We start from the raw sequence: 21,936 nt of genomic DNA on the forward strand, positions 1-21,936 counted from the left end.
TTCGAGTAGTCTCGGGTCATGTCCGGGGCCACGATCCTGCACGCCGACCTCGACGCGTTCTACGCGTCGGTCGAGCAGCTGCTGGACCCGACGCTGCGCGGCCGCCCCATCGCCGTCGGCGGCAGCGCGCAGGGCGGTGTGGTGCTCGCCGCGTCGTACGAGGCCAAGGCGTACGGCGTCGCGGGCGGCATGCCGGGGTGGCGGGCCGCGCGGCTGTGCCCGGCGCTGCGGTTCGTGCCCGGGCGGTTCCGCGAGTACCAGCCGCTCGCCGACCGCGTCATGGAGATCTTCGGCGACGTCACGCCGGCGGTCGAGCGGATCTCGATCGACGAGGCGTTCCTCGACGTCTCCGGCTCGACGCACCTGTTCGGGCCGCCCGCGCAGATCGCGGCGCTGCTGCGCCGCCGCGTCCGCGCCGAGGTCGGCCTGCCGATCTCGGTGGGCGTCGCACGCACCAAGCATCTCGCCAAGATCGCGTCGCAGGTCGCCAAGCCCGACGGCCTCGTGGTCGTCGAGCCCGAGCGCGAGCGCGCGTTCCTCGACCCGCTGCCCGTCGGGCTCATGTGGGGCGTCGGGCCCGTCGCGCGCGAGCGGCTCGCGGAGCGCGGCATCACGACCATCGGCGAGCTCGCCCGCACCCCGTCGGACGCCGTCGAGCGGATCCTCGGCCACGCGACCGGCGCACGCATGTCGGCCCTCGCGCACAACGACGACCCGCGCCGCGTCGCGGGGGCCGGGCGCGCGCGGTCGGTGGGTGCGCAGTCGGCGCTCGGGCGGCAGGTCGCGACGCCCGCGCTCGTGCGTGAGGTGCTCAGCCACCTCGCGGACCGGGTCGCCGGGCGGCTGCGCGCGAAGGGCCGCGCCGGGCGCACCGTGACCGTCCGGGTGCGGTTCCCCGGCATGCGGTCCGTCACGCGCTCGCTGACCCTGCCGGGCCCGGTCGCGACGACGCTCACCCTCACCGAGGTCGCCGAGCAGCTCGCGTGGCAGGCGATCCGTGACCAGCCCGGCCGCGACGTCGAGATCACGCTGCTCGCGGTGTCGGTCACCGGCATCGTCGAGCAGGAGGCGCTGCAGCTCGAGCTCGCGCTGCACCCCGACGACCCGCGCCGCCCCGGCTCCGAGCACGGCGCGGCGCGCTGGGCCGTCGACCGCTCCGTCGACGCCGTGCGCGCGCGGTTCGGTGCCCACGCCGTCGGCTACCTGCCCGCCGCGATGCCGCGCCTGCACACGGTGCCGGACGAGTTCCGCGAGCTCGCCGAGAAGGACCGGTGATCCACCGCCGCCGCGGACGACGGCCGACCGCGGCGGCGAGGCGCCGCCCCCGGAGTCCCGCTGACGGCGTTCTGCCGTCAGCGGATCGACCCGCGTGCGGCGGCGGGCGTCGCTAGGTTCGGCCCATGGAGCCCCGTGCCGTGACGCTCACGCCCGTGCACCGCCACCCGTCGTCGTGGCGGCGCACGATCGGCGCGCTCCTGCGGGCCGCCCGCGAGGAGCGTGCGCTGCGCCTCGTCGACGTCGCCGCCCGTGCGCGGCTCTCGCCCCAGTACCTGTCCGAGGTCGAGCGCGGACGCAAGGAGCCGTCCTCCGAGGTGCTCGCCGCGCTCACCGACGCGCTCGGGCTGACCCTCGTCGACCTCGCGCACGGCATCGCCACCGCGCTCGACGCCGACGCACGCACCACGCGCGACCGTGCACCGAGCAGGACGGAGCGGGACCACGACGGCCGCGGGCACGGCGCCCGCGACGACGCCCGCCGCGCGTTCGACCGTCAGCCGCTCGACGACCGCAGGGACGTCCAGCCGGGCGCGCTCGTGCTCCACGGGGCCGTCGTCGACGCCACGGCCCCCGCGCCCTTCGGGGACGCGCGGTCGGGGGCCGCGTCGTCCGGGGACGCGTCGCTCCGGGCCCTGCACGTCGTCCTCACCGACGGCCCCACCGTGGACGTGCTCAGCGGCGCCGGACCGGCGGCGCCCGCCGCCGCGGTGCTGCTCGCCGCCTGACGCGCTGCTCGCCGCCTGACGCGCCGCTCGCCGCGGCGAGGCCGCACGTCGGCGTCCGGGACCCCCGGCGGCCCCGGACGCCGCCGCCCTCACGCGTCGCGCGACGCGAGCACGTGGTCCGCGATGCCGTACGCGACCGCCTGCTCCGCCGTGAGCACCAGGTCACGGTCGGTGTCGCGGCGCAGCGTCGCCACGTCCTTGCCGGTGTGCCGCGCGAGCACCTCCTCGAGCTGGCCGCGCACGCGCACCACCTCGTCCGCCGCGAGGATGAGGTCGGGGATCGTGCCCTCGCCGCGCGTCGACGGCTGGTGCAGCACCACGCGGCCGTGCGCGAGGACCGCGCGCCGCCCCGGCGCGCCGCCCGCCAGCAGCACCGCCGCGGTCGACGCGGCCTGACCGACGCAGATCGTCTCGACCGCGGGGCGCACGTACTGCATCGCGTCGTACACCGCGAGCATCGCCGACGGCGACCCGCCGGGCGAGTTCACGTACAGCCGGATCGGCTGCTCCGCCGACTCGGCCTCGAGGTGGATGAGCTGCGCGACCAGCACGTTCGCGACCCCGTCGTCGATCTCGGTGCCGAGGTAGACGATCCGCTCGGACAGCAGGCGGCTGAACACGTCGACGGACCGCTCGACGGCGCCGTGCCGCTCCAGCACGTTCGGCACCAGGTAGCCGCTCATGCGCCGAACCCCGTCCCGCCGATGCCGACGACGCCGCGCAGCGTGCCCGACGGCCGGACGTCCGCGAGCCGCTCCGCGACCGCGTCGACGAACCCGTACGCGAGCGCCTCCTGCGCCGTGAACCACCGGTCGCGCAGCGAGTCCTCACGCACGCGCTCGACGCTCTGGCCCGTGTGCTCCGCGATCAGGCCGAGCACGGTGTCGCGCGTGTGGCGCAGCTCGTCGGCCTGCAGCTCGACGTCGACGGCCGAGCCGCCGATCCCGGCGGAGCCCTGGTGCAGCAGCACGCGCGCGTGGGGCAGCGCGAACCGCTTGCCGGGCGTGCCCGCCGAGAGCAGGAACTGCCCCGCGCTCGCGGCCGTGCCGACCGCGACGGTGCGCACGTCGTTGGGGACGAGCCGCATGACGTCGTGGATCGCGAGCATCGCCGCGACGGACCCGCCGGGCGAGCTGATCCACAGCGTGATGTCGGCGGTGGGGTCCTCGGTCGCGAGCAGCACGAGCTGGTGGCACAGGCGGTTGCCGACGTGCTCGTCGAGCGCGGTGCCCAGGACGAGGACGCGGTCGTGGGCGAGCCGCGCGAGCAGCTCGTCGTCGAAGGCGCTGGATCGGGTCTGCGTGGTCATGTCCCCACCCTGCGTGCGCCGCGCACGCCGTGGGGGTCGGTGCTGCCGTGGGCGGATCCGCCGTCGGCAGCGTCGCCGGGCCCGCACCGCAGGGGTGCGGCGGGCGGGTCAGACGGGCTGCGGCGTGCGGTGCGTGAGCTCGCGCAGCGCGTCCAGCAGGACGCGGTTGAACGCGGCGGGTGCGTGCGAGTTCACGTCGTGGCCGGCGCGCGGCACGACCGTGAGCCGGGCACCGGGCCGGGCGCGCAGGTAGCGACGCTCGTCGAGCCGCAGCGGGTCGCGGGCGCCGTTCACGAGCCACACGGGCAGCAGCACGCGGCGCAGGTCGGTCAGCGGCGAGTACCCCGCCAACGCCGTCAGCATGTCGGTGACGACGTGCCACGTGCCCTGCCCGAGGCCGAGCCAGCGCGTCACGTGGTGCGCCGCGCGGCGGTACAGCGAGACGGGCTTGCCGCGGATCTCGGTCGAGCAGCCGGCCAGCACGACGCCCGCGATCCGCTGCTCGTACCGGCCGGCGTACGCGAGCGCGGTGTACCCGCCGAGCGACAGGCCGACCAGCAGGGGCGGTTCGGTGCACGTCGTGACGGCGTCGTCGATCGCGCGGAGCGCGCCTTCGAGCGTGAACCGCTCGGCGGTCCGTGTGCCGTGCCCGGGCAGGTCGATGGCCAGGGTCGGGTGCCCGGAGGCGCGCAGCGCGTCGACCTGCGGGGACCAGATCGCCGACGACGTGCGGGTGCCGTGGACGAGCACGATGGGCCTGGCGATGACGGGCTCCTGCGGAGGTCGGGGGCGGTGTCCGCGAGGGAGGCTACGCGGCGAACCTGGGAAGGTGGTGCGCGTCACGGTTCCTGCACGGTGTCCTCACAGGCGTGCGTCCTCACAGGTGCGGGGCGCACCGGCCCGCGCCGAGCAGGGCGAGCCCCTCCCTGTCGCCCGGTCCCAGCGCGACCTGCCGGACGTCCGCGGTCGGGTGCATGAGCTGGCCGGGGTCGTCGACGTGCGCCAGGCCCACGACGTGCGCCAGCTCGTGCGTGACGACCGCGCGCGCCACCGCGCTGCCGTTCGGCGACGTCAGCAGGTCGGCGATCTGCGGGGCGTCGAGCACGAGCTGACCGCTCACGTACACGGCGTACCCGTCGGCGGTGACCGACGTGCCGCCCGCGCTGCCGGCCACCGTCCCGGCGAGCGCGGCGTGCTCGCCGGGGTCGGACCACGCGACGAGCACGGGTGCCCACCGCCGCCCGTACCGGTCGGGCTGGTACACGTCGCGCTCGTCGGCCGGGGCCTCGTCGGTCGGGCCGTCGGCGACGAACGTCAGGCCCGTCGCGGCGGCGACGTCCGCGAACGCGGCGGCGAGCAGCGCGTCGCCGCCGTCCGGCGCACCGGACGGGCGCAGCACCCAGTGGATCGGCCGGCACGGGCTCCACGCGACGGGGGACGAGCCGTCGTCCTGCGTCTGCAGGAACGCGTACGCGCCCGAGCCGGCCGGGACCAGCGGGGGAGCCGAGAGGGGTGTGCGGATCTCCTCGACACCGGCCGGCGGCCGCGCGGCCGGGCCGTACGTGCGCGCCCACCAGGAGACCCCGAGCGCGACGGCGACGAGCAGCGCGCCGGTCGTCAGCAGGGCCGGCACGCGGGACCGGCGCACGGGCGCGGGGCCCAGGGCGCGCCGGATCTCGTCCGCGGTGGGCGGCACGGCTCCGAACGACACCTGGCGACCTCCCGGCGCGGACGTCCCCGGGGCGGGGGTCGTGCCCGAGCGTGGCACGCGCGTCGACCCGGCGACAGGACCGGACGGGTGGTGTGGCAGGACCGTCAACGCTCCGCCGCGGCGTGCAGCAGGCGTCGGGTGTGCTCGACGTACCCGCTGCCGAACAGCACGGCGTGGACCGCGACGGGGTAGAGCTGGTGCAGCCCGACGCGGTGCTGCCAGCCGCGGCGCAACGGGTGCGCGCCGCGGTAGCCGTCGAGCACGGCGTCGAGGTGCGGCAGCCCGAACAGCGCGAGCATCGCGAGGTCGCTCTCGCGGTGGCCGCCGTGCGCCGCGGGGTCGACGAGCGTCGCCCCGTCGGCGGTCCACACGACGTTGCCCTGCCACAGGTCGCCGTGCACGTGCGCGGGCGGTTCGTCGTCGTCCCAGCGGCCGTCGCGCAGCGCGTCGGCGAGCCGCGCGAACGCCGCGTCGTCCGCGGGTGTCGTGAGCCCCCGGTCGCGCAGCGTCGCGGCGACCGGGTCCAGGCGCTCCGTGGCGAGGAACGCGCCCCACGTCGCGTGCTCGCCGGTCGTCATCGTGAGGGGCTGGTCGAGCGGGCCGAACCACGCGTCGCCCGACCAGCCGTCGGGCGGCGCGCCGAATGCCCGCGCGCCGGCGTCGTGCGTGCGCGCGAGGGCGGCGCCGAACGCGTGCGCGGCCGCGGCGGTGGGCGCCACCGGGTCGAGGCGCACGAGGTCGAGGTGGTGCTCGCCGACGTCGAGCACCTCGACGACGCGCGCCCCGCCCGCGGCGGCGAGCCACCGCAGGCCCGCCGCCTCGCACGCGAAGAACCCGGCGGGCGCGTCGACGCGCTGCTTGCGGTGGGCCGCGCGCGGCACGCTCACACCGCCGTCGTGGGGGCGTGGACGTGCTCGAACACCAGGCTCGTCTGCGTGTGCGCGACCTCGGGGCGCGTGCTCAGGTGCTCGACGACGAACGCGCGCAGCGCGCGCGAGTCGTGCACCGCCACGTGCAGCATGACGTCCTCGGTGCCGCCGAGCAGGTAGACGTCGCGCACCTCGGGGCGGGCCGCCAGGGTGCGCGCGAACGCGCCGAGCCGCGCGCGGGCCGCGGCCTGCAGCCGCACCGCGATGATCGCCTGCAGGCCCCGGCCGACCGCGTCGGGGTCGACGTCCGCGTGGAACCCGCGCAGCACGCCCCGGGCCCGCAGCGCGGCGACCCGCGCGTGGCACGTCGAGGGGGCGACGCCGACGCGGGCGGCGAGGTCCTTGTTGGAGATGCGGCCGTCGCGCTCGAGCTCGCGCAGCAGCGCACGGTCGAGGTCGTCGAGGACGCCGAACGGTGTTCGGCGCTCACGCGCACCGCCGGGCACCACCGACGAATCCTCGGCACTCATGAGGCGACGTTACCGAAGATCATCCCGTCGTCATGCGTCGGCAACAGACGAACTTCACACTCGAACGTGACGGGGATCACGCCCGCCCCAGCGGCGGCGCCCCGCGCCGCCACCCGCCCGTCCCGCCCGCGGGACGTCACCGACAGGAGCAGCCCCATGCAGGTCGGCATCCCGCGCGAGACCAAGAACCGCGAGTACCGCGTCGCCCTCACGCCCGCCGGTGCCCAGCACCTCGTCGCGGCCGGGCACGAGGTCCTCGTCGAGACCGGCGCCGGCGCCGGCTCCGCGATCGACGACGCCGACTACGCCGCCGCGGGCGCGCGCATCGTCCCCACCGCCGCCGACGCGTGGGCCGCGGAGCTCGTCTGCAAGGTCAAGGAGCCCGTCGCGGCGGAGTACGGGTACCTGCGCGACGACCTCACGCTGTTCACGTACCTGCACCTGGCCGCCGACCGCCCCGGCACCGACGCGCTGCTCGCCGCCGGCACCACGGCCGTCGCGTACGAGACCGTGCAGCTCCCCGACGGCTCGCTGCCGCTCCTCGCGCCCATGAGCGAGGTCGCCGGGCGCCTCGCGACGCAGGTCGGCGCGTACCACCTCATGCGCAACGAGGGCGGCAGGGGCGTGCTGCTCGGCGGCGTGCCCGGCGTCGACGGCGCCAAGGTCGTCGTGCTCGGCGGCGGGGTGGTCGGCACGCACGCCGCGCAGATCGCCGTCGGCATGCGCGCCGACGTCACGGTCCTCGACCTGTCGGTGCCGCGGCTGCGCGAGCTCGACGACCTGTTCGGCGGGCGCGTGCGCACGCTCGCGTCCTCCGCGTGGGCGATCGAGCGCGAGCTGCTCGACGCGGACCTCGTGGTCGGCGCGGTCCTGCTCCCCGGTGCCCGTGCGCCGCGCCTCGTGAGCAACGACCTCGTGTCCCGCATGCGGGCAGGGTCCGTGCTCGTCGACGTCGCGGTCGACCAGGGCGGCTGCTTCGAGGACACGCGCCCCACGACGCACGACGACCCCACGTTCCGCGTGCACGGCTCCGTGCTGTACTGCGTCGCGAACATGCCCGGCGCCGTGCCCGTCACCTCGACGCACGCGCTCACCAACGCGACCCTGCCGTACCTCGCGGCGCTCGCGGACCGCGGCTGGCGCGCCGCCGTCACGGCCGACGCCGCGCTCGCGGGCGGGCTCACGACGCACGCCGGCGCGCTGCTGCACGCGCCCGTCGCGCACGCGCACGGGTACGTGTGGACGCCGCCGGCCGACGTCCTGCCCGCCGCGGCCTCGGGTGCGCGCTGACCGTCGCCCCACGGGTCCGGTCCGGGGCCGCGCGCGCCGCACGACGCGCGGCGCCCGGCCGCCCCGGACCGTGCGCGCGATCTGTGACGATGGGGCCATGACCTCCGACGCGCTGCCGCTCGACCCCGCCAACCCGTTCGCCCGCGAGTCCGACCTGCCGTACGGCCTGCCGGACTTCCGCGTGCTGCGCGAGGAGCACTACCTGCCCGCCGTGCGCGCCGGCATGGCCCAGCAGCTCGCCGAGGTCGAGGCGATCGCCACCGACCCGACCGAGCCGACGGTCGAGAACACGCTCGAGGCGCTCGAGCGCACCGGTCGTCTGCTGACGCGCGCGGCGTCCGCGTTCTACGTGCAGTCGGGCGCCGAGTCCACGCCCGGGCTGCAGGAGATCGAGGAGCAGCTCGCCCCCGAGCTCGCCGCGCACGCCGACGCGATCTGGCTCGACGCGCGGCTGCACGCGCGCGTCGAGGCGCTCGCGGCCCGGCTCGAGGCCGACGGCACGGCGCTCGAGCCCGACACGGCCTGGCTGCTGGACCGCACGCGTCGCCGGTTCGCGCGCGCCGGCGTCGGCCTGCCCGAGGCCGACCAGGAGCGCCTGCGCGCCATCAACACCGAGATCACGTCGCTCGACGCGGCGTTCGGGCGCCTGCTGCTCGCGGGGGCCAACGCCGCCGCGGTCCTCGTGACCGACGAGGCCGAGCTCGACGGGCTCCCGCAGGACGCGCGCGACGCCGCGGCGCAGGCCGCGACCGCGCGCGGCCACCAGGGCGCGTGGCTGCTCGAGCTGCAGCTCCCCACGCAGCAGTCGGTGCTGTCGTCGCTGCGCGACCGCGGCCTGCGCGAGCGCGTCATGACCGCGTCGCTCACGCGCGGCGCGGGCGGCGAGCACGACACGCGCGCCACCCTCCTGGGGCTCGTGCGGCTGCGGGCCGAGCGCGCGCGTCTGCTGGGCTTCGAGCACCACGCCGCGTACGTCGCGGCCGACGCGACCGCCGGGTCGTCCGACGCGGTCGCGCAGATGCTCGCGCGGCTCGCGCCCGCGGCCGTCGCGAACGCGCGCGCCGAGGGCGCGGAGCTCGAGGCCGCGCTGCGGGCCGACCACCCGGGCGCGACGCTCGAGCCCTGGGACTGGGCGTACTACGCCGAGCGCGTCCGGCAGGAGCACCGCTCGCTCGACGAGTCCGCGCTGCGGCCGTACCTCGAGCTCGAGCACGTCATCGCCGACGGCGTGTTCCACGCCGCGAACCTGCTGTACGGGCTGACGTTCTCCGAGCGGCACGACCTCGTCGGGTACCACCCCGACGTGCGTGTGTTCGAGGTGTTCGACGCCGACGGCAGCGGCCTCGGCCTCTTCCTCGGCGACTGGTGGACGCGCCCCGCCAAGCGCGGCGGCGCGTGGATGAACTCGTTCGTCGAGCAGTCCACGCTGCTGGGCGACGCGCCGGTCGTCGTCAACAACCTCAACGTGCCGAAGCCGCCGCCGGGCCAGCCGACGCTGCTCACGTGGGACGAGGTCATCACGGTGTTCCACGAGTTCGGGCACGCGCTGCACGGGCTGCTGTCGCACGTGCGGTACCCGTCGCAGTCGGGCACGAACGTGCCGCGCGACTTCGTGGAGTACCCGTCGCAGGTCAACGAGATGTGGGCGTGGGACCCGCAGGTGCTGCGGTCGTTCGCGGTGCACCACGAGACCGGTGAGCCGATGCCGGAGGAGTGGGTCGAGACGCTGCTCGCGGCGCGCCAGGACGGCGAGGGCTTCGCGACGACCGAGTACCTGGCCGCTGCGCTGCTGGACCAGGCGTGGTACCGCCTGACGCCCGAGCAGGTGCCGACGGACGTCGACGACGTCGAGCCGTTCGAGGCCGCCGCGCTCGAGGCAGTCGGCCTGGCGTACGCGCCGGTGCCGCCGCGGTACCGCACGACGTACTTCAACCACGTCTTCGGGTCGGGCTACTCGGCCGGGTACTACGCGTACATCTGGTCCGAGGTGCTCGACGCCGACACCGTCGAGTGGTTCGCCGAGAACGGCGGCCTGCGCCGCGAGAACGGCGACACGTTCCGCACCCGGCTGCTCGCGCGCGGCGGGTCGATCGACCCGCTGCGGTCGTTCGCCGACCTGCGGGGCCGCGCGCCCGACATCGCGCCGCTGCTCGCGCGTCGCGGCCTGACGGGGGCGTCGGCGTGACCGCGGCTGCGCCGGGGGCCGTGCCCACCGCCGCGGACGAGGTCGTCGACCTGTGCCGCGAGCTGATCCGCTTCGACACCACCAACCCGGGCGACGGCACGGGGCCGGGGGAGCGCGCGGCCGCGGAGTACGTCGTCGGCCTGCTGCAGGACGTCGGCCTCGAGCCCGAGCTGTTCGAGAGCGCACCGGGCCGCGCGAACGTGGTCGTGCGCCTCGAGGGCGCCGACGCGTCGCGCCCCGCGCTGGTCGTGCACGGGCACCTCGACGTCGTGCCGGCGCACGCGCCGGACTGGTCGGTCGACCCGTTCGCGGGCGAGCTGCGCGACGGCCTGGTGTGGGGCCGCGGCGCGGTCGACATGAAGGACATGGACGCGATGGTCCTGGCGGTCGTGCGGCAGATGGTCCGCGAGGGGCGCAGGCCCGCGCGCGACGTCGTGCTCGCGATGTTCGCCGACGAGGAGGCCGGCGGCCGGTACGGCGCGCACTGGGCGGTCGAGCACCGGCCCGAGCTGTTCGCCGGCGCGACCGAGGCCGTCAGCGAGGTCGGCGGGTTCTCGGTCGACGTCGCCGGGCGGCGCGTCTACCTGCTGCAGACCGCCGAGAAGGGCCTGGCGTGGCTGCGGCTCGTCGCGCAGGGGCGTGCGGGCCACGGCAGCCAGGTCAACACCGACAACGCCGTGACGCACCTCGCCGCGGCCGTCGCGCGCATCGGCGAGCACGCGTGGCCGCTCGAGCTCACGCCGACCGTGCGCGCGCTGCTCGAGGGCGTCGCGGACCTCACGGGCCTGCCGTTCGACCCCGAGGACCCGGAGGGCGTCGACGCGCTCGTCGACGCCCTCGGGCCGGCGTCGAGATTCGTCGGCGCCACGCTGCGGCACACCACCAACCCGACGCGCCTCGCAGCCGGGTACAAGGAGAACGTGATCCCCGGCGGCGCGACCGCGTCGATCGACGGACGGTTCCTGCCCGGGCGCTCCGAGGAGTTCGACGCGACGCTCGCGACGCTCCTCGGCCCGCACGTGCGCGCCGAGGACCTCGTGCGCGACACCGGGCTCGAGGTGCCCTTCGAGGGCGCGCTCGTCGACGCGATGGTCGCGGCCGTCGTCGCCGAGGACCCGGGCGCCACCGTGCTGCCGTACATGCTCTCGGGCGGCACGGACAACAAGTCGCTGTCCCGCCTGGGCATCACGGGCTACGGCTTCGCGCCGCTGCGCCTGCCCGCCGACCTCGACTTCGCGGGCATGTTCCACGGCGTCGACGAGCGCGTCCCCGCCGACGCGCTCGTGTTCGGCACGCGCGTCCTGGACCGGCTGCTCGCGAGCTGCTGAGCCGGCGCCGACGGCCCCGGGCCCGGGGCCGTCGGCGCCCCCCGGGGCCGTCGGCGCAGGTCAGCCGACGGTCTCGGGCAGCGTCGAGCGCACCCGGATGATCTTGCGCCGCAGCCACACGCGCCGCTCGCCGCCGGCGTACAGGCGTGTGCGGGCGAGCTCCCACCGGCCGTACTCGGCCTCGTCGGTGAGCATGCGCCGGGCGTCGTTGCGCGACGTGCTGCGCGGGATCGTCAGCATGCGGTACTCCCACTGCCCGCCCTGCGTCGCCCAGTCGCTGCGCCTGCGTGCCGTCATCGCCCCACCTCGTCCCGTCGCGTCGTGACGACGGCGCGACCGGCCGTCGCGGTGGCCGCCCCGTCGGTGCAGATGCGGTGCCATTGTGCCCCGCGCGGCGCTACGGTCGTGCCATGACCGTGGACCCGCGTGCCGCCCTCGACCGTCTGGTGGCCGCCCTCGAGGCGCACTACGCCGCCGTCGCAGCCAAGCACGACGACGACGACCCCGCCGTCGACGACGCGTACGACGTGCTCGCCGACGCGTTCGAGGTCTACGACGACGCGCTCGGCACGGTGCACGGCGAGGCGACGCCGTTCTACCTGGCCGAGGAGGACGACGAGGACGACCTCGACGAGGACGACGACGACCTCGAGGACGACGACGACGACGAGGACGACGAGCTCGACCTCGACGACGACCCGGCGCACGCGCGGGCCTGACGCCGCGCCCGCCCGCCGAGACCCCGCGCGTCGCGCGACGTGCGGTCAGCGCCCGGGGCGCTCCGGGTAGCCCGCGGGCGGCGCCGTGATCTCGTCCAGCGCGACCGTGATCTCCGGCGGCAGGCGCAGGTCCTCGACCGCCAGCGCGCCGCGCAGCTGTGCGGCGGTGCGTGCGCCGACCACGGCGGACGCGACGCCCGGCCGCGACGTCACCCACGCGAGCGCGACCTCGAGCGGCGAGCGCTCGAGCCCCGCGGCCGCGGTGACGACCGCGTCGACCACGCCCGCGGCGTCCGCCGTGAGGTACGGCTGCACGAACCCGGCCAGGTGCGCCGACGCGGCGCGCGAGTCCGACGGGATGGTGCGGCGGTACTTGCCGGTGAGCACGCCGCGGCCCAGCGGCGACCACGCGACCAGGCCCGCGCCGAGCGCGGCGCACGCCGGCAGCACCTCGCGCTCGACGCCGCGCTGCAGCAGCGAGTACTCGGCCTCGACGGCCGCGAGCCCCGGGTCCGGCTCGAGCAGCGTCGCGGCGCGTGCCACCTGCCAGCCCGCGTGGTTGGACAGCCCGACGTAGCGCGCCTTGCCCGCCTGCACCGCGTGACGCAGCGCCGAGACGGTCTCCTCGAGCGGCGTGCGGGGGTCGGGCGTCGCGAGCCACAGGTCGACGCGGTCGGTACGCAGCCGTCGCAGCGACGCGTCGAGCGAGTCGAGCAGCGCGCCGCGCGACGCGTCGACCACGCCGCCCGTGGCGGTGCGGCGCACGCCGGCCTTGGTGCAGATCACGACGTCGTCGCGGTCCACCACGTCGCCCAGCAGCGTGCCGAGCAGCTCCTCGGCGCCGCCGTCGGCGTACGCGGCGGACGTGTCGACGAGCGTCCCGCCCGCCTCCGTGAAGTCGCGCAGCTGGTCGGTGGCCTCGTGGTCGTCGGTGTCGCGGCTCCACGTCAGCGTGCCCAGGGCCAGCGACGACACGCGCAGACCGGTGCGGCCCAGACGACGGTGCTCCATGGGGCGCCACCCTAGCCGCGCGGGCCGTGCGTCCCACGCGTGACGTGCCGCGGGGTCGCGGCGCTATCGTTGCGCCTCGTGACGACGGGCATCGGTACGGGTGAGTCGATCCTGCTCGGGCTGGTCCAGGGGCTCACCGAGTTCCTGCCGGTGTCCTCGAGCGCGCACCTGCGGATCGTGGGGGAGCTGGTCGGGTCCGGCGACCCCGGCGCGGCGTTCACCGCGATCACGCAGCTCGGCACCGAGACCGCGGTGCTGCTGTACTTCCGCCGCGACATCAAGCGGATCGTCCTGGCGTGGTGGGCCGCCGTGCGCGGCGCCCACGGCACGGACTGGCGCTCGCGGCTCGGCATGCCCGCGGGCGGACCGGTCGACCACGACGCGCTCATGGCGTGGTTCATCACGCTCGGCACGCTGCCGATCGTCGTGCTGGGCCTGGCGTTCCAGGACGCGATCGAGCGGCCGTTCCGCAACCTGTGGCTGGTCGCGCTGACGCTCGCGGTGTTCGCGCTCGTGCTCGGCTGGGCGGACAAGGTGGGGGAGAAGCGGCGCGCGCTCGACGAGCTGACGCCCCGGCACGCGCTCGCGTTCGGGTTCTGGCAGGCGCTCGCGCTCGTGCCCGGCGTCTCGCGCTCGGGCGGCACGATCACGGGCGGCCTGCTCATGGGCTACACGCGGGAGGCGGCGGCGCGCTACTCGTTCCTGCTCGCGATCCCCGCCGTCTTCGGGTCCGGCCTGTTCCAGCTCGTGAAGAGCCTCGGCGACTTCGGCACCGCGGGCACGCCCGGTGCCGGCGCGACCCTCGTCGCCACGCTCGTCGCGTTCGTCGTCGGGTACGTCGTGATCATCGCGTTCCTCAAGATCGTGTCGACGTTCAGCTACAAGCCGTTCGTGTACTACCGCCTGGGGCTCGCGGCGCTCGTCGTGCTGCTGCTGCTCACGGGCGTGCTCGAGCCGGTCTCCGAGCTGACGAGCGTCTGACGCGTCACGGCCACCGCGTCACAGCCACCCGGAGCGGCGGAAGGCGCGCCACAGCGCGACGCACGCCCCGGCCATCGCCAGCAGCACCAGCGGGTACCCGAACGTCCACCCCAGCTCGGGCATGTGGCGGAAGTTCATGCCGTAGATGCCGGCGACCAGCGTGGGCACCGTGATCATCGCGGCCCACGCCGAGATCTTGCGCATGTCCTCGTTCTGCTGGACCGACACCTGCGCGAGGTGCACCGCGAGCATGTCGCCCAGCAGCGCGTCGTGCGCGTCCAGGTGCCGGTCGATGCGGTCCACCGCCGCCTCCACGCGCCGCAGCCACTCGGGACGCCGCGCGTGCGCCTCGGCGGCGCCCACCAGCTCGGGCAGCGCGGTCGCGACCGGGCCGAGCGCGCGCCGCGCCTCCGCGATCTCGCGCTTGAGGTCGTACAGGTCCGCCAGCACGTCGCGGTGCGCGTGCTGCGAGAACACCGTGCGCTCGACCCGCGCGACCGCGTCGCCGATCTCCGCCTCGACGTCCCCCGCGGCCTGCGTGAGCGTCAGCAGCACCGTCGCGAGCACCGCGTGCTCGCAGTCGTCGGGGTCTGGCAGGTCGTCCTCGAGCCGCTCGGCCGCGGCGGCCAGCACGCCCGCGTCGCCCTGCTCGGTCATGAGCACGAGCCCCGGGTGCACGACGCCCGTGATCCAGCCGGTGTGCACGTCGGCCGTGCGGTCGACGAACGACACCGTGGGCGCGGTCAGCACGATCGCGTCGTCGTGGCCGCGCACGACCTTGGCGCGCGGCCGCCCCTCGCGGTGCAGGTGCCGCCCCAGCAGGTGCACCGTGCGGTCGTCGGGGGCCAGCGCGCGCGTGGCCGTGAGCAGCCCCGCCTCGTCGTCGGTGACGACCCACGTGGTCCGCACGTCGGTCGGCAGCGCGGCCAGGTCGAGCATGCCGTCGCCGTCGGGCTCGACACGGAGCCACGTCCCCGTGCGCTCGACCCACGCGCGCCCGCGGACCCGCACGGGTCGGGTCGGCGCCGCGCGCGGCGTCCCGTCGTCGGCCTCGTCGTCGACCCCGCGGGCCGCACCCTGCTCCATCACCCGCCCATTGTGCGTCCGCCGCTCCCCGGCACGGCGGTTAGGCTTCCCGACGTGCTGACCTGGCCCGCCCCTCAGATCCCGCGGCTGCCGGGGACCGGTGAGCCGGTCCGCCTGCTCGACACGTCGACCGGCGAGGTCGTCGTCGCGGCTCCCGGTCCGACCGCGCGCCTGTACGTGTGCGGGATCACGCCCTACGACGCGACCCACATGGGCCACGCCGCGACGTACGTCGCGTTCGACGTGCTCGGGCGCGCCTGGCGCGACGCGGGCCAGGAGGTCACCTACGCGTCGAACGTCACGGACGTCGACGACCCGCTGCTCGAGCGCGCGACCGCGACGGGCGTGGACTGGCGCGACCTCGCGGCGGACCAGACCGCCCTGTTCGCGGCGGACATGACCGCGCTGGGCGTCGTGCCGCCCGACGTGTACCGCGGCGTCGTCGAGTCCGTCGACCGCGTCGCCGCCGCCGTGCGCACGCTGCTCGACCGCGGGGCGGCCTACCGCGTGCCCGCCCCGGACGGCGGCGACGACGTCTACGCCGACCTCGCGGCCGACCCCGCGTTCGGCACGGTCGCGCGCCTCGACGAGGCCACCATGCTCGCGCTAAGCGCCGAGCGCGGCGGCGACCCGGACCGCGCCGGCAAGCGGTCCCCGCTCGACCCGCTGCTGTGGCGCGCCGAGCGCGCGGGCGAGCCGGCGTGGGACGCCCCGGGTGTGGGGCGCGGCCGGCCCGGCTGGCACGTCGAGTGCGCCGTCATCGCCGCCGACGGGCTCGGCGTGCCGTACGACGTGCAGGGCGGCGGCTCCGACCTGGTGTTCCCGCACCACGAGTGCAGCGCGTCGCACCTGCGCCTGCTCGACGACGGGCAGGCGGCCCGCGTGCACGCGCACGGCGGCATGGTCGGCTACGAGGGCCACAAGATGAGCAAGTCGCGCGGCAACCTCGTGCTCGTGTCGCGGCTGCTCGCCGACGGCGTCGAGCCGATGGCCGTGCGGCTCGCGGTGCTCGCGCACCGGTACCGCGACGACTGGGAGTGGACCGACGGCGGCCTCGCGCAGGCGCGCGAGCGGCTCGCGACGTGGCGCCGGGCGATGTCCGGCAACGGCGGGCCCGACGCGACGCCCGTGCTCGCGGGCGTGCGCGCCGCCGTCGCCGACGACCTCGACACGCCGCGCGCGATCGCCGTGGTCGACGCGTGGGCCGCCGCGGCGCTCGCGGGGCAGGGGCCCACGCACGAGGGCGCCCCGGGCGTCGTCGCGCGCACGGTCGACGCGCTGCTGGGCGTCCGGCTCTAGGCCCGCCCGCGCGTCGCGACGGCACCCGCCGGGCTCAGCCGCCCGTGCCCTTGTCGCGCCGTCGCAGGTAGCGCTCGAACTCCTGCGCGATCGCCTCGCCGCTCGCCTCGGGCAGCTCGGCGGTGTCCTTGGCCTCCTCGAGCTGACGCACGTACTCGCCGATCTCCGAGTCGTCGCCCGCGAGCTCGTCGACGCCGTGCTGCCAGGCCTCGGCGTCGTCCGGCAGGTCGCCGAGCGGCACGGGCTCGCCCAGCAGGCCCTCGAGGCGGTGCAGGATCGCGAGCGTCGCCTTCGGCGACGGGGGAGCGGCCACGTAGTGCGGCACCGCCGCCCACAACGACAGCGCCTGCAGGCCGCGCACGCCGGCCTCGTGCTGGAGCACGCCGACGATGCCCGTCGGACCCTCGTACGTGTTGGGCTCGAGGCCCAGCAGCTCGCGGACCTCCTCGTCCTCGCTCGTCGCGTTCACGGGGATCGGTCGCGTGTGCGGGACGTCCGCGAGCAGCGCGCCGACCGTGACGATCGCGCGCACGCCGAGTCCCGCGGCGATGTCGAGGAGCTCGCTGCAGTACCGGCGCCAGCGCATCGACGGCTCGATGCCGTGCACCAGCACGACCTGCCGGCCCGAGCGCGGCGTGGTCGCGACGGCCACGGCGGTCGTCGGCCACGTGATCTCACGCGTGCCGTCCGGCCCCGGGCCGACCACCGGACGGTTCACCTGGAAGTCGTGGTACTCCTCGGGGTCGAGCTCGTCGACCTGCTCGGCGCCCCACACGTCGTACAGGTGCTCGAGCGCGGCCGTCGCGGCGCTGCCCGCGTCGTTCCAGCCCTCGAAGGCCGCGAGCAGGACGGTCTCGCGGGCCGGGAGGTCGGGTGCTGCGTGCTCGCTCACGGTCCCAGCGTAGGGCTGGGGCGGCCGACGAGGCGTGCGACCGTGCCGTTCGGCGCGCGCGCGGCGTCCCCGCGCGTCCGGACGTGGCGCGCCTCACGTCCGGCCGCACGGCGGTGGCGGACGTGCGGCGAGCGGGGATGATGGGGGACGACCCCCGTGGTCCGCACCCACCCGTCCCGGCATCGGAGGCCGTCCTGAGCACGCTGTCGTCGCCCGCCCACCGCCCGTCCGCCCCTCAGCGCAGCGCGTCGCCCGCCGCCGTGCTGTGGGACATGGACGGCACGCTCATCGACACCGAGCCGCACTGGATGGCGGCCGAGATCGCGCTCGTCGAGGAGCACGGCGGCGTGTGGACGCCGTCCGACGCGGCCGCGATGGTCGGCAGCTCGATGTCGGTGTCGGCCGCGCTGCTGCAGTCACGCGGCGTGCGGCTCGAGGTCGACCAGATCGCGCACCAGCTCAACACCGCGGTGGGTGCCGCGGTCGCGGCCGGTGTCCCGTGGCGCCCCGGGGCGCTCGAGCTGCTGCGCGCGCTGCACGCGGCCGGTGTGCCGCAGGCGCTCGTGACCTCGTCGTTCGGCGTGCTGGCCGCACCGTTCGCGCAGACTGTCGGGCTGTTCGACGTGGTCGTCGCGGGCGACGACGTGACGCGCCCGAAGCCCGACCCCGAGCCCTACCTCACGGCGGCGCGGCTGCTGGGCGTCGACGTGCGCGCGTGCGTCGCGTTCGAGGACTCCGCGACGGGCCTCGCGTCCGCGGTCTCGAGCGGTGCGCGCGTCGTCGCCGTCGACTCGCACGTGACGATCGACCCGCCCGCGGGTGTCTCGCGCGTCGGCTCGCTCGCGCGCGTCGACCTGCCGACGATCGAGCGCGTGGCCGCGGGGGAGACGCTCGACCTGCGCCGCTCGGTCTGAGGCGCGCCGCGCGCGGACGTCAGGCCGGTTCGAGGACCACCACGGGGTCCGTGGTCGGGGCCGTCGACCCGCCCCGCGGCTCGACGGTCACGGCCAGCGCGTCGCCCGGCCGGAACTCGGCGGTGGTGACGTCGAAGCCGCCCGCCGTCACGGGCGACGTGCTCGACGGCAGCGCCGCGCCGTCGCGCAGCAGCCACAGCTGGTAGACCCGGTCGGACCCGGGGTCGCTCACGCCGGACGCCGTCACGAGCGCGATGTCGTCCGTCACGACCGCCACGGCGCGCCCGCCGCCCGCGACGTCGGCCGCGACGAGCCGGGCGTCGGGTGCGCCGAGCAGGCGCTCGACCGCCGCGAGCCGCTGCTCGGCCACCGCGGCACGGTCGGCCTGCCGCCACGCCACCGTCACCGGCACCGCGAGCACCGCGGCGGCCACGGCCGCGACGAGGGCCGTGCGCACGGGGGCGCGCCGTCGCCGCACGCGCTCCGAGGCGAGGTCGACGGCACCGGCGGCCGCAGCGCCGGTGCCGACCTGCGGGGTCGCCGCGACCGCCGCGAGCGTCGCGGCCCGGACGTGCTCCGGCGCGGGCCGCGCGGTCGCGGCGGCGAGCGTCGCCGCGACGGCCCGCAGCTCGCGGGCCTCGCGCGCGGCGTCCGGGTCGCGCGCGAGCAGCGCCTCGACGGCCGCCCGCTCGTCGTCCGAGACCGCGTCGAGCGCCCACGCGCCGAGCAGGTCGCGCGTCGCGTCGTCGGTCGGTCGCTCGCTCACGCGACCACCCCCAGGCAGTCGCGCAGCCGCAGCAGGCCGTCGCGGATCCGGCTCTTGACCGTGGGCAGCGCGGCGTCGAGGCGCGCCGCGACCTCGCGGTAGCTCAGGCCCCCGTAGTAGGCGAGCTCGACCGCGGTGCGCTGCGTGTCCGTCAGGCCGCCGAGGCAGTGCCGCACCCGGGCCGCCTCGAGGTTGCCCTCGGCCTCCTCGGCGACCTCGTCGTACGGGCGCGGCACGTCGGCGTCCAGCGCCGCCTGGTCGCGCCGGCGCTGCGCCTGCACCGAGCGCACGCGGTCCACCGCGCGCCGGTGCGCGAGGGTCGCGGCCCACGTGCGGGCGGAGCCCTTGGCCGGCTCGAACCGCGCCGCGGTGCGCCACACCTCGACCATGACCTCCTGGGTCACCTCGGCGGCGTGGTGCGGGTCGCGCAGCACCGCGAGGGCCGTGCCGTGCACGACCGGCGACAGCGTGTCGTAGACGTGCACGAACGCGTCCTGGTCGCCCCCCGCGACGCGCAGGAGGTGCTCCTCGACCGAGCCGACCGCGGGTGGCGGGGTGGAAGGTGCAGGCACGGGCGCCAGTGTGCCCCACCCGGCCGGGCCCGGCGCGGCGGACGTGCGGCGGACGCGGCGCGCGCGGTGCGGACCGGGCCGGTGCGCGGGCGCCGCCCGGTGCCGGTGCACGCCCGGCGCCGACGCGCACGGACGCCGCACGTCACCGGCGCGGCGCGTGCGCACCGCACCGCCGTCGCGGAGGTCCGTCGGGTGGGGGCCGGGCATCTTAGGGTCGCTCCTTGTCGCTCGCCTGTCGTGGAGGGTTCGGAGCCGACGGCCCGACGGATGGGCGGGCGTTCAGGAGACGGGTGTGACGCCGATCGCCCGTTCGACCGCACCGGGCGGCACGGGCGGCGGGGTGCCCCCGAACGACGGGCAGCGGTCGCGGAACGAGCACCAGTCGCACAGCCGCGACGTGCGCGGACGCCAGTCGCCGCTGCGGGCGGTGTCCTCGATGCCCGCCCAGATCGACCGCACGCGCGCCTCGAGCGTGTGCATCTCGGACTCGGTGGGCTCGTGGCTCACCACCACGCCGTCGCCCAGGTACGCGAGCTGCAGCCGCTTGGGCAGCACGCCGCGCGTGCGCCACACGACGTACGCGTAGAACCGCATCTGGAACAGCGCCGAGCTCTCGAAGCCCGGGCGCGGCGACCGACCGGTCTTGTAGTCGACGACGCGGACCCAGCCGTTCGGCGCGACGTCGACCCGGTCGACGACCCCGCGCAGCCGCGGCCCGTCCTCGAGGTCGTGGCGCACGTGCAGCTCCCGTGCCCGCGGCTCCAGGCGCGTCGGGTCCTCGAGCGTGAAGTACGTCTCCAGCAGGCGTCGTGCTCCCGCGAGGAACTCCTCGCGGGCGGCGTCGTCGGCGTGCAGCTCGCGGTAGCGCGGCTCCTCGTCGAGCAGCGCGTCCCAGCGCGCCGGGAGCGTCGCGCTCGCGGCCTCCAGGGTCCGCTCCGCCGCGGGCAGGTCGAACAGGTGCTCCAGCACGGCGTGCACGAGCGTGCCCCGCGCGGCGGCGGGCGACGCCGGCTCGGGCAGCCGGTCGACCACGCGGAACCGGAACAGCAGCGGGCACTGCAGGAAGTCGTTCGCGCGCGACGGCGACAGCCCCGGCACGCGCGGCTCGGCAGCCGGGCCCGAGCCGTCCGTCGGCACAGGGTGCTGCGGCTCGGCGAGGTCGGTCGGGCGGTCGGTGTCCACGCTCACGCGACGAGGGTAGGCGCCGCCGCCCACAACGCCGCCAGGACGTCCCGCGCCAGGCCGCACGGGTCGCTCCTGCCGCACGGGTCGCACCGGTCGCGACCGCGGGCGCCGGGCGACGGTCGTGGCGTGCCCACGACCGTAGGCTGGCGTGCGTGAACGCACCCCGGCACGACCGTCCCGCCGGCTGGCTGCTCGGCCACGTCGCGGGCGCGCCCGTCGTCGTCGCGCGCAGCTGGCCTCTCGCCGCCGTCGTCCTCACGTTCGTCTTCGCGCCCGCCGCGGCCACCTGGACCACCGGCGGCGGCGCGCTGCCCTACGTCGTGGCGTTCGCGTTCGTCGTGCTGCTCTTCGCGTCGGTCCTGGTGCACGAGCTCGCGCACGGGCTCGTCGGCAAGGCCCGCGGCGAGCAGCCCGAGGCGTTCGTCCTCACGCTGTGGGGCGGGCACACCACGTTCCGCAGCGCCGCGGCCACGCCCGGCACGAGCGCGCTCGTCGCGGTCGTCGGGCCCGTCGCGAGCATCGCGCTCGCGGGCGCCTTCCTGCTCGTGTCGAACCACCTCGCACCCGCCGGGTCGCTGCTGCAGACCCTGCTGTGGGCCGGTGCCGCGGCCAACGGGTTCGTCGGGCTGTTCAACCTCGTGCCGGGCCTGCCGCTCGACGGCGGACGCGTGCTCGAGGCCGGCGTGTGGGCCGTCACGCGCGACCGGCACCGCGGCGCCGTGGTCGCGGGGTGGGCCGGTCGTGCCGTCGCGGTCGGGCTCGTGCTCGTCGTGCTGGGCCGCCCGTTCGTGCTCGGCCTGACGCCCGACCTCGTGACCGTCGCGTGGGCGGCGCTCATCGGCGCGTTCCTGTGGTCCGGCGCGACCGCGGCGATCCGGGGCGGACGCACCGGCAGGGTCGTGCAGACGCTCACGCTGCGGACCGTCGGGCGGCCCGCCGTCGTCGTCGGCGCGCAGGCGTCGCTCGCGCACGCCCGGGCGACCGCCGCCGCGGCGCAGGCCGCCGAGGTCGTCGTGCTCGCACCTGACGGCCGCCCCGCGGCGTACGTCGACACCGACGCGGCCGCGCGCGTGCCGGCCGAGCTGGCCGGCACGACGAACGTCGTCGCGGTCGCGACGCCGCTGCCCGTCGGCGCGACCGTCGACGGCGCGCTCGAGGGCGACGCGCTGCTGCGCGCGCTCAGCGACGCGTCGCGGCACGGGCCCGTGATCGCGGCCCTGGTCGACGGGCGCGTCGTCGCGCTGGTGCGCACGGCGGACGTCGTCGCGGCGCTGCGCGGCTGACGC

Annotated in this window: 23 protein-coding genes; 10 read left to right on the forward strand and 13 right to left on the reverse strand. The window is 76.6% G+C overall.

The annotated features are described in order from the left end of the window. Positions 1-18 precede the first annotated feature (18 nt). The gene (gene dinB / locus E4A51_RS03210) at positions 19-1,275 is read left to right on the forward strand and encodes a DNA polymerase IV (protein WP_134850838.1); all 1,257 of its coding nucleotides are present in this window, start codon (positions 19-21) and stop codon (positions 1,273-1,275) included. A gap of 125 nt (positions 1,276-1,400) precedes the next feature. Further along, the gene (locus E4A51_RS03215; RefSeq protein WP_134850839.1) at positions 1,401-2,003 is read left to right on the forward strand and encodes a helix-turn-helix domain-containing protein; all 603 of its coding nucleotides are present in this window, start codon (positions 1,401-1,403) and stop codon (positions 2,001-2,003) included. 89 nt (positions 2,004-2,092) lie between these two features. On the opposite strand, the gene E4A51_RS03220 is transcribed toward E4A51_RS03215, so the two are convergent. The 6 genes from E4A51_RS03220 to E4A51_RS03245 form a co-directional block, all read right to left on the reverse strand. Beyond that, the gene (locus tag E4A51_RS03220) at positions 2,093-2,686 is read right to left on the reverse strand and encodes a ClpP family protease (RefSeq protein ID WP_046528531.1); all 594 of its coding nucleotides are present in this window, start codon (positions 2,684-2,686) and stop codon (positions 2,093-2,095) included. Next, positions 2,683-3,312, reverse strand: a complete 630-nt coding sequence (locus E4A51_RS03225; RefSeq protein ID WP_087509459.1) for a ClpP family protease — start codon at positions 3,310-3,312, stop codon at positions 2,683-2,685. Before E4A51_RS03225 ends, E4A51_RS03220 begins: the two co-directional genes overlap by 4 nt. Before the next feature lie 108 nt (positions 3,313-3,420). Continuing rightward, positions 3,421-4,062, reverse strand: a complete 642-nt coding sequence (locus E4A51_RS03230; RefSeq protein WP_087509457.1) for an alpha/beta fold hydrolase — start codon at positions 4,060-4,062, stop codon at positions 3,421-3,423. 127 nt (positions 4,063-4,189) lie between these two features. Next, positions 4,190-5,023: a matrixin family metalloprotease gene (locus E4A51_RS03235; protein ID WP_167748803.1), complete on the reverse strand. Its 834-nt coding sequence runs from the start codon at positions 5,021-5,023 to the stop codon at positions 4,190-4,192. A gap of 104 nt (positions 5,024-5,127) precedes the next feature. Next, on the reverse strand, positions 5,128-5,910 hold the full coding sequence (locus E4A51_RS03240) for a fructosamine kinase family protein (protein ID WP_240696354.1): 783 nt from the start codon (positions 5,908-5,910) through the stop codon (positions 5,128-5,130). After that, complete coding sequence (locus tag E4A51_RS03245) at positions 5,907-6,422, reverse strand: Lrp/AsnC family transcriptional regulator (RefSeq protein ID WP_070320115.1); 516 nt, start codon at positions 6,420-6,422, stop codon at positions 5,907-5,909. Before E4A51_RS03245 ends, E4A51_RS03240 begins: the two co-directional genes overlap by 4 nt. Positions 6,423-6,578: 156 nt before the next feature. On the opposite strand from E4A51_RS03245, the gene ald reads away from it, so the two are divergent. The 3 genes from ald to E4A51_RS03260 all read left to right on the forward strand — a co-directional run bounded on the left by ald (position 6,579) and on the right by E4A51_RS03260 (position 11,225). Then, complete coding sequence (ald, locus tag E4A51_RS03250; RefSeq protein WP_134850841.1) at positions 6,579-7,712, forward strand: alanine dehydrogenase; 1,134 nt, start codon at positions 6,579-6,581, stop codon at positions 7,710-7,712. A 97-nt stretch (positions 7,713-7,809) separates the two neighbouring features. Further along, positions 7,810-9,897: a M3 family metallopeptidase gene (locus tag E4A51_RS03255; RefSeq protein ID WP_134850842.1), complete on the forward strand. Its 2,088-nt coding sequence runs from the start codon at positions 7,810-7,812 to the stop codon at positions 9,895-9,897. Next, entirely contained in the window at positions 9,894-11,225 is a 1,332-nt protein-coding gene (locus E4A51_RS03260; protein ID WP_134850843.1) for a M20/M25/M40 family metallo-hydrolase, read from the forward strand. Before E4A51_RS03255 ends, E4A51_RS03260 begins: the two co-directional genes overlap by 4 nt. Positions 11,226-11,285: 60 nt before the next feature. Here the strand turns inward: E4A51_RS03260 and E4A51_RS03265 are convergent, their stop codons facing one another. Then, a complete protein-coding gene (locus E4A51_RS03265; RefSeq protein ID WP_046528524.1) occupies positions 11,286-11,522 on the reverse strand; it encodes a DUF5703 family protein in 237 nt (78 codons plus the stop codon). Between the two features lie 113 nt (positions 11,523-11,635). Here E4A51_RS03265 and E4A51_RS18205 point away from each other — a divergent pair, with 113 nt between their 5' ends. Then, a complete protein-coding gene (locus tag E4A51_RS18205; protein WP_167748804.1) occupies positions 11,636-11,944 on the forward strand; it encodes a primosomal protein in 309 nt (102 codons plus the stop codon). Between the two features lie 45 nt (positions 11,945-11,989). Here the strand turns inward: E4A51_RS18205 and E4A51_RS03270 are convergent, their stop codons facing one another. Beyond that, positions 11,990-12,955, reverse strand: a complete 966-nt coding sequence (locus E4A51_RS03270) for an aldo/keto reductase (RefSeq protein WP_046528522.1) — start codon at positions 12,953-12,955, stop codon at positions 11,990-11,992. 78 nt (positions 12,956-13,033) lie between these two features. On the opposite strand from E4A51_RS03270, the gene E4A51_RS03275 reads away from it, so the two are divergent. Next, positions 13,034-13,936: an undecaprenyl-diphosphate phosphatase gene (locus E4A51_RS03275; protein WP_046528521.1), complete on the forward strand. Its 903-nt coding sequence runs from the start codon at positions 13,034-13,036 to the stop codon at positions 13,934-13,936. A gap of 18 nt (positions 13,937-13,954) precedes the next feature. Here the strand turns inward: E4A51_RS03275 and E4A51_RS03280 are convergent, their stop codons facing one another. Continuing rightward, complete coding sequence (locus tag E4A51_RS03280; RefSeq protein ID WP_070320110.1) at positions 13,955-15,022, reverse strand: CorA family divalent cation transporter; 1,068 nt, start codon at positions 15,020-15,022, stop codon at positions 13,955-13,957. 54 nt (positions 15,023-15,076) lie between these two features. Between E4A51_RS03280 and mshC the strand changes: the two genes are divergently transcribed. After that, positions 15,077-16,321 (forward strand): cysteine--1-D-myo-inosityl 2-amino-2-deoxy-alpha-D-glucopyranoside ligase, encoded by a 1,245-nt coding sequence (gene mshC / locus E4A51_RS03285; RefSeq protein WP_134850844.1) that lies wholly within the window; start codon positions 15,077-15,079, stop codon positions 16,319-16,321. A gap of 34 nt (positions 16,322-16,355) precedes the next feature. On the opposite strand, the gene E4A51_RS03290 is transcribed toward mshC, so the two are convergent. Further along, entirely contained in the window at positions 16,356-17,213 is an 858-nt protein-coding gene (locus tag E4A51_RS03290) for a PAC2 family protein (RefSeq protein WP_134850845.1), read from the reverse strand. Positions 17,214-17,485: 272 nt separating this feature from the next. Between E4A51_RS03290 and E4A51_RS03295 the strand changes: the two genes are divergently transcribed. Continuing rightward, entirely contained in the window at positions 17,486-18,127 is a 642-nt protein-coding gene (locus E4A51_RS03295; RefSeq protein WP_070321000.1) for an HAD family phosphatase, read from the forward strand. Positions 18,128-18,146: 19 nt separating this feature from the next. Here the strand turns inward: E4A51_RS03295 and E4A51_RS03300 are convergent, their stop codons facing one another. The 3 genes from E4A51_RS03300 to E4A51_RS03310 form a co-directional block, all read right to left on the reverse strand. Further along, the gene (locus E4A51_RS03300) at positions 18,147-18,893 is read right to left on the reverse strand and encodes an anti-sigma factor (protein WP_167748805.1); all 747 of its coding nucleotides are present in this window, start codon (positions 18,891-18,893) and stop codon (positions 18,147-18,149) included. Continuing rightward, on the reverse strand, positions 18,890-19,465 hold the full coding sequence (gene sigK, locus E4A51_RS03305; protein WP_070320709.1) for an ECF RNA polymerase sigma factor SigK: 576 nt from the start codon (positions 19,463-19,465) through the stop codon (positions 18,890-18,892). The genes E4A51_RS03300 and sigK overlap by 4 nt, the downstream gene beginning before the upstream one ends. Positions 19,466-19,744: 279 nt before the next feature. Beyond that, entirely contained in the window at positions 19,745-20,602 is an 858-nt protein-coding gene (locus E4A51_RS03310; protein ID WP_087508595.1) for a PD-(D/E)XK nuclease family protein, read from the reverse strand. A 200-nt stretch (positions 20,603-20,802) separates the two neighbouring features. Between E4A51_RS03310 and E4A51_RS03315 the strand changes: the two genes are divergently transcribed. Beyond that, positions 20,803-21,933, forward strand: a complete 1,131-nt coding sequence (locus tag E4A51_RS03315) for a site-2 protease family protein (protein ID WP_134850847.1) — start codon at positions 20,803-20,805, stop codon at positions 21,931-21,933. Positions 21,934-21,936: the final 3 nt, after the last annotated feature.

Source organism: Cellulomonas sp. HD19AZ1 (genome assembly GCF_004535805.1).
GTDB lineage: Bacteria > Actinomycetota > Actinomycetes > Actinomycetales > Cellulomonadaceae > Cellulomonas > Cellulomonas iranensis.